This is a genomic window from Paractinoplanes globisporus DSM 43857, assembly GCF_000379645.1.
GTDB lineage: Bacteria > Actinomycetota > Actinomycetes > Mycobacteriales > Micromonosporaceae > Actinoplanes > Actinoplanes globisporus.
The window spans coordinates 265,945-278,271 of sequence record NZ_KB903306.1 but is presented as its reverse complement, the minus strand read 5'-3'; the positions used below and the strand labels follow the sequence as shown (position 1 = coordinate 278,271).

12 protein-coding genes are annotated in these 12,327 nt (G+C 71.2%); 11 read left to right on the top strand and 1 reads right to left on the bottom strand.

The features are described 5' to 3' along the window. Nucleotides 1–3 precede the first annotated feature (3 nt). From A3CQ_RS0121630 to A3CQ_RS0121580, 11 genes are all read left to right on the top strand, one after another. The gene (locus A3CQ_RS0121630) at nucleotides 4–1,038 is read left to right on the top strand and encodes a flagellar motor protein MotB (RefSeq protein ID WP_020513039.1); all 1,035 of its coding nucleotides are present in this window, start codon (nucleotides 4–6) and stop codon (nucleotides 1,036–1,038) included. A 16-nt stretch (nucleotides 1,039–1,054) separates the two neighbouring features. Continuing rightward, the gene (locus tag A3CQ_RS0121625) at nucleotides 1,055–1,507 is read left to right on the top strand and encodes a flagellar basal body-associated FliL family protein (RefSeq protein WP_026206000.1); all 453 of its coding nucleotides are present in this window, start codon (nucleotides 1,055–1,057) and stop codon (nucleotides 1,505–1,507) included. 143 nt (nucleotides 1,508–1,650) lie between these two features. Further along, entirely contained in the window at nucleotides 1,651–2,568 is a 918-nt protein-coding gene (locus tag A3CQ_RS0121620; RefSeq protein ID WP_020513037.1) for a flagellar motor switch protein FliM, read from the top strand. Further along, complete coding sequence (gene fliN / locus A3CQ_RS0121615; protein WP_020513036.1) at nucleotides 2,565–3,317, top strand: flagellar motor switch protein FliN; 753 nt, start codon at nucleotides 2,565–2,567, stop codon at nucleotides 3,315–3,317. The genes A3CQ_RS0121620 and fliN overlap by 4 nt, the downstream gene beginning before the upstream one ends. A 5-nt stretch (nucleotides 3,318–3,322) precedes the next feature. Then, nucleotides 3,323–3,688: a FliO/MopB family protein gene (locus A3CQ_RS0121610; protein WP_020513035.1), complete on the top strand. Its 366-nt coding sequence runs from the start codon at nucleotides 3,323–3,325 to the stop codon at nucleotides 3,686–3,688. After that, the gene (fliP, locus tag A3CQ_RS0121605) at nucleotides 3,685–4,521 is read left to right on the top strand and encodes a flagellar type III secretion system pore protein FliP (RefSeq protein ID WP_026205999.1); all 837 of its coding nucleotides are present in this window, start codon (nucleotides 3,685–3,687) and stop codon (nucleotides 4,519–4,521) included. The genes A3CQ_RS0121610 and fliP overlap by 4 nt, the downstream gene beginning before the upstream one ends. Then, a complete protein-coding gene (locus A3CQ_RS0121600) occupies nucleotides 4,518–5,282 on the top strand; it encodes a flagellar biosynthetic protein FliR (RefSeq protein ID WP_020513033.1) in 765 nt (254 codons plus the stop codon). Before fliP ends, A3CQ_RS0121600 begins: the two co-directional genes overlap by 4 nt. A gap of 13 nt (nucleotides 5,283–5,295) precedes the next feature. Beyond that, nucleotides 5,296–6,387 (top strand): EscU/YscU/HrcU family type III secretion system export apparatus switch protein, encoded by a 1,092-nt coding sequence (locus A3CQ_RS0121595; protein ID WP_020513032.1) that lies wholly within the window; start codon nucleotides 5,296–5,298, stop codon nucleotides 6,385–6,387. Nucleotides 6,388–6,479: 92 nt separating this feature from the next. Next, nucleotides 6,480–8,522 carry a flagellar biosynthesis protein FlhA gene (locus A3CQ_RS0121590; protein ID WP_020513031.1) on the top strand — a complete coding sequence of 681 codons (2,043 nt, stop codon included), beginning with the start codon at nucleotides 6,480–6,482 and terminating at the stop codon, nucleotides 8,520–8,522. Further along, the gene (locus tag A3CQ_RS0121585) at nucleotides 8,500–10,023 is read left to right on the top strand and encodes a hypothetical protein (protein ID WP_026205998.1); all 1,524 of its coding nucleotides are present in this window, start codon (nucleotides 8,500–8,502) and stop codon (nucleotides 10,021–10,023) included. Before A3CQ_RS0121590 ends, A3CQ_RS0121585 begins: the two co-directional genes overlap by 23 nt. Continuing rightward, the gene (locus A3CQ_RS0121580) at nucleotides 10,020–10,274 is read left to right on the top strand and encodes a hypothetical protein (protein ID WP_020513030.1); all 255 of its coding nucleotides are present in this window, start codon (nucleotides 10,020–10,022) and stop codon (nucleotides 10,272–10,274) included. Before A3CQ_RS0121585 ends, A3CQ_RS0121580 begins: the two co-directional genes overlap by 4 nt. A 49-nt stretch (nucleotides 10,275–10,323) precedes the next feature. Here the strand turns inward: A3CQ_RS0121580 and A3CQ_RS57615 are convergent, their stop codons facing one another. Then, complete coding sequence (locus A3CQ_RS57615; RefSeq protein ID WP_026205997.1) at nucleotides 10,324–12,324, bottom strand: flagellar hook-length control protein FliK; 2,001 nt, start codon at nucleotides 12,322–12,324, stop codon at nucleotides 10,324–10,326. Between the last annotated feature and the right edge of the window lie 3 nt (nucleotides 12,325–12,327).

Below are 12,327 nucleotides of genomic sequence, written 5' to 3'. Positions count from 1 at the left end.
CCGATGAGCTCAGGCGGCGGGGGCGCCAAGCGTAAGAAGGGCAAACACGAAGAACACGAGGAGCACGTCAACCACGAGCGCTGGCTCGTGTCGTACGCCGACATGCTCACCCTGCTGTTCGTGCTCTTCGTGGTGCTCTACTCGATGTCCGACGTCAACATGAAGAAGTTCGCCGAGCTGGCGTCCGGCCTGTCCGCGGGATTCGGTGCCGACAGCGCCGCGTTCTCGGGCCAGACCTCGACGCTGGACGGCGCCGGTCAGAGCGCCGAGATCGTGAAGATCGACCCGGGCGCGAACCCGGGCGACGGCAAGACCGGCACCTCGAACATGACCGAGAAGGAGAAGGCGGCGGTCGAGGCCGCCGTCCAGGCCGAGAGCCGCTCCACCGCCTCCAAGAACGCCCAGGCGGCGACCAAGGAGGCGGAGAACCTCAAGAAGATCGAGAACAAGCTCTCCGACGCGCTGGCCAAGGCGAAGCTGCTCAACACGGTGCAGTTCACCATCGACCGGCGCGGCCTGGTGGTCACCATCGTCACCAACGAGGTGGTGTTCGCCGGCAACCGGGCCGACCTGCAGACCGGCGGCAAGAAGATCCTCGACGCGCTGGCGCCGACGCTGGCCAAGCTCAAGAACAACATCGAGGTCGACGGCAACACCAACCAGCTCAAGGCGGTCACCACGTACTACCCGAGCGGCTGGGAGCTGTCCGCGGCTCGCGCCTCGACCACGGTCCGGTACCTGACCGGCCACGGTGTCGCCAAGAACCGCCTGAGCGCGGTCGGCTTCTCCGACACCAAGCCGCTGATCGACCCGGCCGACCCGCGGTCGATCACGATGAACCGCCGGGTGGACGTCGTCGTCCTCACCACGCTTCCGGCCGACCAGGCGGCACTGTTGCCGGCCGCGGCGGGCTCGGACGCGAAGCTGCACACGGGTCAGACCACGCAGCAGGCCGCCGAGATCGAGAAGGCGGTCGAGGCGGCGGACAGCACGACCACCAGCACGTCGACCACTACCACCACGACCACCACGAACTGACGGGGGGAGCAATCCGATGGCTGAAGAGAAGGATGGCGCTGCCGAGGCGCCGAAGAAGTCCAGCAAGAAAATGCTCATCATCATCGTCGCGGCGGTTGTGCTGCTCGGTGGTGGCGGGGGCGCGTTCTTCATGATGAAGAGCGGCTCCTCCGCCGCGGTGGCGGCGCCCAAGAAGGGCACGGTCGTGGCGATCACCGACGCGCTGACGGTCAACCTGGCCGACAGCCACTACCTGAAGCTGCAGTTCTCGCTGCAGCAGACCACCGATGCCAAAGAGGACGTGGACACCAGCGAGGCGGTCAACCTGGCGATCGACGAGTACACCGGCAAGACGGTCGCCGAGCTCTCCACCGACAAGGGCCGCACCGCGGTCAAGGAGGAGCTGCTCGCGAAGATCGTGAAGGCCTACACCGTTGACAAGAAGCAAGAGGTCATGGACATCTACTACACCCAGTTCGTGACCCAGTAATCCGGACATCGAGGACGGGCGGGCTCACTCCGGTGAACCCGCCCATCCGCCGATTTTGGGTAGAAACGGCTCTCGCGCTCAGCGCCCGGAGGAAATGAGCCGATAGGGACGACGTGACCTCCGCTACACGATCACCGGGCAAGATGTCGCGTCGCGGCCAGAGCGGAGGGCCGGCGCCCTACGACTTCCGTCGCCCGATCAAGCTCTCCCGGGAACACGTCCGCACGCTGCAGATCGCCTTCGAGACGTACGCGCGTAGCTGTGGCACCCTGCTGACCACCCGCCTGCGCGTGGTCAGCAGCGTCACGCTCGCCTCCATCGAGCAGCTCAACTACGACGAGTACGTCGCCTCGCTGGCCAATCCGACCGTGATCGCGGTGGTCAACTTCGACCCGCTGCCCGGCACGGCACTGATGGAGATGTCCTCCTCGGCCGTGATGACGGCGATCGACCACATGCTCGGCGGCCCCGGCGGCCCCCAGCCCGAGCGGCCGCTCACCGAGGTCGAGATGCCGCTGCTCCGCGGCCTGATGGAGCGGATGCTGGGCGAGCTGCGCTACGGCTTCGAGACGCTGGTCGACATCCGGCCGAAGCTCAAGGAGATCGAGTACAACGCCCAGTTCCTGCGCGCGCACGCGCCCGGGGATGCCTGCGTGGTGGCCACCTTCGACATGAAGATCGGCGCGGAGGAGTGCCTGGCCAGCCTCTGCATGCCGTTCAACATGATCCTGCCGGTGCTGTCCCGCACCGAGGCGGTGGTGCTCAGCGACAGCGAGCGGGCCAGTCGCGACCTGGCGCTGCGCAACCTCACGGCCGGACTTTTCGCGGCTCCGATCGACGTTGCGGTGCGATTTCAGCCCATTCGCATGCGTACCGATGACATCGTGGATCTGCGTCCCGGTGACGTCGTGCCGCTGGCTCACGCGACCAGCCGGCCGCTCGAGGTGACCGTCAACGAGACCGTCTTCGCTCACGCAGTTCCCGGTAATCAGGGCGCCCGCCTCGCGTGTCTCGTGGTGCCGGCGCCCCCGGAGTCGTCCAAGGAGTCTGGCCGCCCATGACCGCGCCCACCATCACCGCGCCGCAGCTGGCGCTCGCCCGGACCGCCGCCGAGGCCGCACTCGCCGTCCTGCCCACCAGCCGCGAGCTCGCCGTTGCCGCCCCGGTTGCCGCGACCGTGGACGCCCTGACCGAGGGCCAGGCGGTCACGGCCAAGTTCAGCGGCGCGGCCAACGGCGAGGTCGTCGTGGTGGTCGGCCAGGACCTCGCGGACGCGCTCAAGGAGAGCCCGCTCGGCGAGCTGGACCTGACCGCCGCCGTGCGGCCGGCCCTGGAGGCGGCCGCCCGGGTCTTCGGGCCGGTGGTCCTCGACCCCGGCGTGGTCATGGAGCCCGGAGTCGCGCTGAGCGCGCTCGCGGCCAAGGACGACGCCGTGGCGGTTCCGCTGGTCGAGGGCGAGGAGGTACGCGCGGTGCTCGCGCTCGCGCTGAGCCCGTGGCCGAGCGACGAGCCGGGACAGGTCGACGTGGCCCGCCGGGAGAACGCGGCGCCGGCCGTACGCCGGGGCGGCCTCGACATGCTGCACGACGTCGAGATGGAAGTCTCGGCCGAGCTCGGTCGCACCCGGATGAGCGTGCGGGAGCTGCTCTCGCTGAACCCGGGCGCGATCGTCGAGCTGGACCGGGCCGCCGGGAGCCCGGCCGACCTGCTGGTCAACGGCCGCCTGATCGCGCGGGGCGAGGTGGTCGTGGTGGACGAGAACTTCGGCATCCGGATCACCGAGATCGTCGCACCGGGCGCCGAGGGGTAACGGCCTTGTTCGAGCTCGTCCTGCGGATCGGCTTCTCGCTGTTCGTCGTCCTCGGCCTGATGTGGGCCCTGGCGCGAGTGGTTCGCCGGCCGCTGGGCGCGGGCCGGGCGCACGGCCAGCTCGCGGTGCTGAACCGGCAGCAGCTGACCCGGGGCGCGGCGGTGACGGTGGTGAAGGTAGCCGACCGGGCGATGATCCTCGGGGTCACCGAGCAGCAGGTCAGCTTCCTGGGCGAGGCCGACATCGCGGAGTTCGAGCACCACCCCGAGCAGCGGGACCACGTCGAGCTCCCCGGCACCCATCCGGAGGCAGCCGTCGGCCGCCTCGACCGGACTCTGGACTATCTCCGCGACCGGACCTCGAGGCGATGATGCGACGCGCGATCCTGCTCCTGCTGGCGAGCGTCGGCCTGGCGCTGGTGCTGCTCCCGGGTGCGGCCTCGGCCGAGCCGCGCCCCCCGGCGCCGGTGGCCGTGACCGTGGCGCTGCCGGATCGCGCACCGTCGCCCACGCCGCCGGTGGCGCCGACCAAGCCGAGCATCAACCTCAACATCAACGGCACCAACCCGGACGGCAGCAAGCCCGCCTCGTCGCTGGTGATCATGCTGGGGCTCACCGTGCTCTCGGTGGCGCCGGCCCTGCTGCTGCTCTGCACGTCGTTCACCAAGATCTTCATGGTCCTCGGGATCACCCGCAACGCGCTCGGCCTCACCAGCATGCCGCCCAACCAGGTGCTCGCCGGGCTGGCGCTGTTCCTGAGCCTGTTCATCATGGGCCCGACCGTCTCCGCCATGAACCAGCAGGGAGTGCAGCCCTACCTCAAGGGCGACAAGTCGCAGTCGGTGGCCTTCCACGACGGCGTGCAGCCGCTGCGCGACTTCATGTGGAAGACGACCCGCCAGGACGAGGTCGCGCTGATGGTGAAGCTCGCCGGCACCGAGCAGCCGAAGAACAAGGACGACGTCCAGCTCACCATGCTGATCCCGGCGTTCATCCTCTCCGAGCTGCGGGCCGCCTTCATCATCGGCTTCGTCATCTTCATCCCGTTCCTGCTGATCGACATGGTGGTCTCCGCGTCCCTCATGTCGCTGGGCATGATGATGCTGCCCCCGGTGACCGTGTCGCTGCCGTTCAAGCTGCTGCTCTTCGTGCTGGTCAACGGCTGGGGGTTGATCCTGACGGCGCTGGTGGCGTCGTACCGATGAACTGGGACGTCCCGATCGCGGACCTGCTCGCGATCATGCTGGGCGCGGCCCGCACCGGGGCCTGGCTGATGATCGCCCCGCCGTTCAACTCCCGGTTCATCCCCGGCACGGTCAAGGCGCTGCTGTCGATCGGGCTCACCCTGCCGCTCGCGCCGTACCTGCGCGGGACGATCCCGTCGCTGGGCACCGCCGACATCATCGCCAGCGCGGTGCTGCAGATCTTCGTGGGGGCCGCGCTCGGCTTCATCACCGCGCTGCTGTTCGCGGCGCTCCAGGCCGCCGGCGACCTGCTCGATCTGTTCGGTGGCTTCACCCTGGCCATGGGGTACGACCCGCTGTCGCTCAACCAGAGCTCGGTGTTCGGACGTTTCTACAATCTGGTGGCGGTCACGATCCTGTTCGCGACCGACGGCCATCAGGTGATCCTGCGCGGGTTCCTGCAGTCGTTCCGGACGATGCCGCTGAACCTGCATTTCGACCTGGCCACCTTCAGTCAGCTGCTGCTCAAGGGCATCGGCGAGATGTTCCTGGCCGCGCTGCAGATCGCCGGGCCGCTGGTGGTCGTGCTGTTCCTCACCGACGTCGCGTTCGGCCTGCTCAACCGGGTGGCGCCGGCGCTCAACGCGTTCCAGCTCGGCTTCCCGGCCAAGATCTTCCTGGTGCTGGTCCTCTCCGGGATCGCCATCAGCACCCTGCCGCAGGTGATCGAGACGCTGGTCGACCGGTCGGTGACCGCCGTGCTCAAACTCACCGGCGGATAAAGGGGGAGGTGGGATGGCCGGGGAGAAGACCGAACAACCGACTCAACAGCGGCTCAAGAAGGCCAAGCGGGAAGGCCAGATCGGCCGCAGTCCGGACATCGGCGCCTGGTTCGGCATGCTGGCGGCGAGCATCATGCTCCCCCGCACCATGGGGACCGCGCTCGACCACGCCCGTGACCTGCTGTCGAAGGTGCCCGAGGTGATGGAGAACCCCGAGCCCGCCCTGGCCATCCACATGCTCAAGGACGCCGGGCTCGGCCTGGCCTGGGCGGTGCTGCCGCTCGCGGCCACGCTGATGGCGGTCGGCATCGCGGCGGCGGGCGCGCAGGGCGGCATCCGGGTCGCCACCAAGCTGTTCATCCCGAAGTTCAGCCGGCTCAACCCGCTGCCCGGGATCAAGAAGATGTTCGGGCCGCAGGCCCTCTGGGAGGCGACCAAGGCCCTGGTCAAGACCTCGGTGCTGGCCGCCGTGCTGTACACCACGACCAAGGACGTCATACCCACCCTGATGACCGCCGGTCAGCTGCCGCTCGCGGCCCTGCTCGCGGTGGTCAAGGACGCCACGATCGGGCTGATCCGGGCCGCTTCGGTGGCCGGCATCGTGATGGCCGCGGCCGACTATTTCGTGGTGCGCCGGCGCACGAACAAGCAACTGCGGATGACCAAGGAAGAGGTCAAGCAGGAGAACAAGAACACCGAGGGCGACCCGCTGATCAAGGCACAGATCCGGGCCCGGCAGATCGCGATGGCCCGCAACCGGCAGATGGCCGACGTGCCCACCGCCGACGTGGTGCTGGTCAACCCGACGCACGTGGCGGTGGCGCTGCGCTACGAGCCGACCAAGGGCGCGCCCCGGGTGGTGGCCAAGGGGCAGGGCCCGGTCGCCACCAAGATCCGCGAGCTGGCCGCCGAGCACCGGGTGCCGATGGTGCAGGACGTGCCCCTGGCTCGCGCGTTGCACGGCGGGTGCGACGTGGGCGCCGAGATCCCGGCCGAGTTCTTCGCCGCGGTGGCCAAGGTGCTGGCGTTCGTGATGAGTCTCAAGGCGCGCGGCTCGGCTGCCGGTTTGCACCGCAACCCACACTCCGCCCCAGCAGCCGCATAACCGAAAATTTAGGAGATTTCCTCACATGCGTCCCTCGAACGGGGGAGGATCTGGCTGATGGGTGAGCCACACCCTGTTCTCGGGAAGGTGCCGTGAAGAACCGCAACATCAGCCGTCTTGCCGTACCCATCGGGGTCATCGGCATCATCATCATGATGGTCGTACCATTGCCGACCTTCCTGCTGGACACGCTGATCGCGTTCAACATCACCGGCGCCCTGCTCATCCTCCTGACCAGCATGTTCGTCCAGCGGCCGCTCGACTTCTCGGTCTTCCCGGCGCTGCTGCTGGTCGCCACTCTCTTCCGGCTCGCGCTCAACATCAGCGCCACCCGGCTGGTGCTGCGCGACGGCGACGCCGGCAAGGTGATCCACGCGTTCGGCAGCTTCGTGGTCGGGGGCAACCTGGTCATCGGCCTGGTGATCTTCCTGATCCTGGTGATCGTCCAGATGATCGTGGTCACCAAGGGCGCCGAGCGGGTCGCCGAGGTGGGCGCCCGGTTCACCCTCGACGCGATGCCCGGCAAGCAGATGGCGATCGACGCCGATCTCAACGCCGGGCTGATCGACGAGAGCGAGGCCAAGAAGCGCCGCGCCGAGGTGGCCGCCGAGGCCGACTTCTACGGCGCCATGGACGGTGGCTCCAAGTTCGTCAAGGGCGACGCGATCGCGGCCATCATCATCACCCTGATCAACCTGATCGGCGGCTTCGCGGTCGGCATCATCCAGCAGGGCCTGTCGGCGACCGACGCGATGAACCAGTACAGCCTGCTGAGCGTCGGCGACGGCCTGGTCTCCCAGGTGCCCGCGCTGCTGCTGTCGGTCGCCACCGGTCTGATCGTGACCCGCTCGGCCACCTCCGGCGACATGGGCAGCAGCGTCACCGCCCAGCTCAGCCAGAACAAGCTGGCGCTGAGGATCGGCGGTGGCGCCGCGCTCGCCCTCTGCGTGATCCCGGGCCTCCCCAAGATCCCGTTCCTGCTGGTCGGGGTGGTCGTGCTGGTGATCGCGCAGCGGGTCAAGGACCCGGTGCCCGAGGACGAGGCCGCGGTCACCGAGGCGGTCGAGATGCCGGCCGCCGACTCCCCGGAACAACTGCTCGGCGAGATGCGGGTCGACCCGCTGGAGCTCGCCCTCTCCCCGGATCTCGTCGACCTCGTCGACGCGAGCAGCGGGGACCTGCTCGACCGGGTGCGCGCCCTGCGCCGCAAGATGGCCATGGAGCTCGGCGTGATCATGCCGCCGGTGCGCACCCGGGACGATCTGGACCTGCCGCTCTCCTCGTACGCGATCAGGATCTCCGGTGTCGACGCCGGCACCGGCGAGGCCCCGCCCGGCACGGTGCTGGCGATCGGCGAGGGGCTTCAGGGCCTGCCCGGACGCGCCGGAGTCGAGCCCGTCTTCGGCCTGCCCGGCAAGTGGGTGCCGGCGGAGCTGCACTACCAGGCCGAGCTCTCCGGGGCGACGGTCGTGGACCGGGCCAGCGTGATCATCACGCACCTGGCCGAGGTGGTGCGCAGCAACGCGAGCCGGCTGCTCGGCCGCGAGGATGTGCGGGCGCTGACCGAGGTGGTCAAGCGCACCCATCCGGTGGTGGTGGAGGAGCTGACCCCGTCGCTGCTCAGCCTCGGCCAGATCCAGAAAGTCCTGCAGGCCATGCTGGACGAGGGCGTGCCCATTCGCGACCTCGTCCGCATCTTCGAGGCGCTCAGCCTGCGAGCGAAGATCTCCGTCGACCACGACGGCCTGGTCGAGGCGGCCCGTGCCGCGCTCGGACCGGCCATCGCCGCCCAGTACACGACCGGCGGCCGGCTCACGGTGATCACTCTCGAACCCATGCTCGAGCAACAACTGCTCGAATCGTTGCGGCCGAGCGAGACGGGAGCCTTCATGGCGATCGACGGCTTGCGTGCCGAGGCGATCGTCAGCGAAGCCGCCCGCTTGGCCGAAACCGCGGAGCAGCAGGGGCTCGCGCCCGTGCTCGCCTGCTCGCCACAGCTGCGGCTGCCACTGATGCGACTGCTGCGCGCCGGCTCGCGCCGGGTGCAGGTGTTGTCGTACGGCGAAATCTCTGGTTCCACAGCACAGATCGAGACGATAGGGGTGGTGAACGGTGCCTACGCGGGTGCTGCTTGAGGGACCGGCCATCGAGCCTTTGCTGGCTCAGGTACGCGATGAGTACGGCTCCGGTGTCCGGATCATCTCCGCCGACAAGGTCCGCAGTGGCGGCGTCGGTGGCTTCTTCGCGAAGCAGCATTACGAGCTTTCCGTGGAGGTTCCGGACCCGAACGAGGACAGGAATGACATGGCGAAACGTATGACCGCGGAGAACAGTCACACGCTGGAGCGATTGCTCGAGCGGGCCGAGTCCCAGGATCGGATGGACGAGCCGGGCCGGCCGGCGCGGACGGTCACACCCGCCACGTTCGGCACGGCGCGGCCCGGCGAGACCACCTTCTCGCGCCCGGCCGCACCGGCCCGCCCGGCCGCACCACGACCGGCGGAGCCGCCACGCGCCGCGCCGCGACCGGCGGAGGAGGCGAGTCCCGATGCGGAGCTCAGCCGCGGCGCCGGGGTTCAGGACACCAGCGCGGCCTTCGCCGAGCTCATGGCGGGGCTGGACACGAGCGCCGAGCCGGGCATCGAGCGCACGCCGCCGAAGCCCAAGGTCGCGACACCGATACGCGGCGAGGAGACACCGACGGTCCGCCCGTTCCGCCCCGCCGCGACCACGGAGACGCCGGTCAACGCGCCGCAGAAGGCGGCCATGCCCAGCCTCGCCGAGCGGATCGGCGGTCTGGCCGGTGAGGTCGAGATCGAACAGGACGCTCCGATCGACGTACCGGAAAAGGAGCGTGAGCCGGCTCCGGCCGCGGTCGCACCGACGATGAAGCCGATGTCGCCGGCATCGCCGGCGCACGCGGCGCCGGTTCCGGACAACGAGCCGGTCGTCCGCAACCTCATGTCGGTCGGCATGCCCGAGCCGATGGCCCGGCAGATCACCGGCGCCGACACCTACGCGGGTGTGCTCAGCGTGCTCGCCGCGCGGCCCTCGGCGCCGGGCATCCCGGACGGGCCGGGCGAGATCCTGGTGCTCGCCGGGGACGTCAACCTCGGCGTGGCCATCGGGCGGCAACTGCTCGACCAGATCGGCGTGCCGGAGAACCATCTGCTGCTCGCGGCGGAGACGACCGCCGGCACCGGGCTGCACTCGTCCCGGCTGATCTCCACGCAGGAGGCGGCCGAGTCCCGGGTGGAGAAGCTGCACAACGCCGAGCAGGCGTGGGTCGTGGTGATGGACGCTCCGGTGGGTGGCACCGACCCGCTCTGGGTCAACGAGATGTGCGACGCGATCGGGGCCACCGCGGTCTGGGCGATCGTCGACGCCACCCGCAAGACCGCCGACACGGCCCGCCACCTGCGGACGCTCGGCGAGGTCGAGGCGCTGCTCGTGCACAGCGTGGAGATCACCGCCGACCCGGCCTCGGTGCTCGGGCTCGACCTGCCGATCTTCTCGCTCGACGGCAAGCCGGCCACCCCGCACGTCTGGGCCGCGATGCTCTGCGCCCGGATCGCCACGGACGTCATGCCGGTGGCGGCCCCGCCCCGGCGGGCGTCCCGTCCGGTGCGGCAGTGATTCGTCCGTCGGTCCTGCTTTTCGCGCTGGTGATCAGCGCTCCGGCGCTGTACCGCCTCGTGCTCGACCAGTTGGACCTCACCGACGTGCTGATCCGCTTCATCATCGCGGTGCCGATCGCCGCGCTGCTGCTGGCCGCGTTGCGCTTCGTGACGGCGGGGTACGGCCGCACCGAGGACGACGAGGAACCGGAGGGCACGCTCGTGACGCCCACCCCGGTGGACGTGCACGAGATGGAGAAGCCAGCATGAAAGCGCCGGTGGACACGTGTGGTGTCCACCGGCGCTGTGCTCTCCCGAATTAGGCGTGCACGTCCAGGCGGCTGCTCCCGGGCGCCCGCCGGACCGCGGGCCCGGTCTCGATGACCGGGGCGGTCGGCGCGGCCGGTCCCGAGTCGCGCCGACCCGACGAGGCGTACTCGGCCGAGGCGAACTGCTGGCGGGCCCGCTCCTGCTGTGCCGTGCCCTGACGCAGGTCGAGCGTGCAGTTGGAGAAGCCCGAGTCCTCGAGCTCCCGGCGCAGGTCGCCGAGCGCGTCGCGCAGCGCGTCCGTGCCCGCGTCCGTGGTGCCGGTCAGCTGGAGGCTGATGTCACCGTTGCGCACCTCGGCCACCACCTGGATCGGTCCGAGGTCGACCGGGTGCAGGTGGACGGTCAACCGATGCACGCCGTCGGGCTCCAGCCGCAGCGGCGCGATCCGCATCGCCATCTGGGCGGCCGGCGGCGGAGTCGGTACGGCGGTGGGGCTCGGCGGCGGGGTTCCGGCCGCCGGGGCGGCGGGAGCGGTGGGTTGCGGCCCGGTGACACCGGCCAGGCCGGCCTGACCGAGTACGCCCGGGGTCGCCGCGCCGTCGGCCGCGACTCCGGGGGTCGTCGCCGGGGCCGGCGGCAGGCCGGTCGGCGACGGGGTCGTGGCGTCGGGGGTCGCCCGCTCGGCGGCGGGCGCGGGGGCCGGCGGGGTGGCGGCACTCTGGGCGGTGGCGTCCGGGGCGGGCGGCGTGGTCGCGGGCGCGGCCGGCTGGGTGCCGGCCTGGGCGTCCGGGGTCGCCTTCGCCGGGCCGGGCTGCGGGGCCGGGTCGGCCGGGGCGGCCGTCTTGGCGGGCTCGGCCGGGGTCGCGGGCGCTGCTGTCGTCGCGGCCGGTCCGGGCTGAGTGCCCGGCGTCGACGGGGTCGCCGGAGCGTCCGCGGCCTTGACTCCCGGCTGGGTGGCCGGTGCGTCCGCGGCCGGCTTGCCCGCGGCGTCGCGGACCGTGCCGGTGGGCGCGACCGTCGCGGCGACCGCGTTTCCGCCCGGTCCGGCCGGCGTGGCCGATCCGGGTGCGGCCGGCTGGGCCCCGGGCTGAGCCGGGGTGCCGGGCGCCGCGGCCGGGGTCGCGGGCGTCGTGGCCGTCGGTGCGGTGGCGGGTGCGACCGCCGAGGCCGGCGCGACACCGGTCTTCGCCGGGGGAGCGTCGGTCTCCTTCTGGCCGGCGGTGGCGGGTGTGGCGGCGACCGGGCCGGGCGCCACCGCCACCGCGGCCGCGGCGGCCGCGGCGGGGAGGCCGGGCTGAGCCTGGACGGGCGGCTGGGCCGGCTCGGTGCCGGTCGTCTTGGCGTCGCCGGTCTTCGCGTCGTCCTTGCCCTTGGCGGCGTCGGTCTTGCCGGTCTCGTCCTTCGTGTCCTTGGCCTCGACGGGTGACTGGTCGCTCGGGGCGTCCTTCACCTCGTCGGCGCCGTCGTTGTCGTCGGCCGTCCTGGCCTTGTCCGCGCGGGCCTTGTCGGCCTGAGACTTGTCGGCCCGGGCCTTGTCGGCCTGGGTCTTCGCGGCGCGCGAGGCATCGGCACGGTCGCTGTCGGCCCGGCTGGCGGTGTCCCGCTGCAGCGCGTCGTGGTCGGCCGCGGCCTTGTCGGCCGCCCGGTTGTCGGCTGCCCGGTTGGCGGCGGCCTTGTCGGCCGCGCGGTTGGCGGCGGCCTTGTCGGCCACGGCCCGGTCCGCGGCGGCCCGGTCTGCGGCGGCGCGGTCGGTGGCGGCCCTGTCCGCGGCGGCGCGGTCTGCGGCGGCCCGGTCTGCGGCGGCCCGGTCGGTGGCCGCGCGGTCGGTGGCCGCCCGGTCCGCCGCGGCGCGGTCGGCCCGCTGGGCGGCGGCCTTGTCCGCGGCATCGCGGGTCGCGGCGGCCGTGGTGTCCTGGTCGCGGCCGGGCCGGTCCAGCTCGGCCGAGAGCGCCGAGCCGAAGTCGGCGTCCCCGCGCTTACCGCCGGCGCGGCGTCCGGCGTCGGGCGCGCCGGCACGCTCCGGTCCCGTCACGGAAGTCGGCATCTTCATGCG

Coding starts and splice junctions, on each gene's coding strand:
- A3CQ_RS0121630 (WP_020513039.1), top strand. CDS start 4: ATGAGCTCAGGCGGCGGGGGCGCCAAGCGTAAGAAGGGCAAACACGAA.
- A3CQ_RS0121625 (WP_026206000.1), top strand. CDS start 1,055: ATGGCTGAAGAGAAGGATGGCGCTGCCGAGGCGCCGAAGAAGTCCAGC.
- A3CQ_RS0121620 (WP_020513037.1), top strand. CDS start 1,651: ATGTCGCGTCGCGGCCAGAGCGGAGGGCCGGCGCCCTACGACTTCCGT.
- fliN (WP_020513036.1), top strand. CDS start 2,565: ATGACCGCGCCCACCATCACCGCGCCGCAGCTGGCGCTCGCCCGGACC.
- fliP (WP_026205999.1), top strand. CDS start 3,685: ATGATGCGACGCGCGATCCTGCTCCTGCTGGCGAGCGTCGGCCTGGCG.
- A3CQ_RS0121600 (WP_020513033.1), top strand. CDS start 4,518: ATGAACTGGGACGTCCCGATCGCGGACCTGCTCGCGATCATGCTGGGC.
- A3CQ_RS0121595 (WP_020513032.1), top strand. CDS start 5,296: ATGGCCGGGGAGAAGACCGAACAACCGACTCAACAGCGGCTCAAGAAG.
- A3CQ_RS57615 (WP_026205997.1), bottom strand. CDS start 12,324: ATGAAGATGCCGACTTCCGTGACGGGACCGGAGCGTGCCGGCGCGCCC.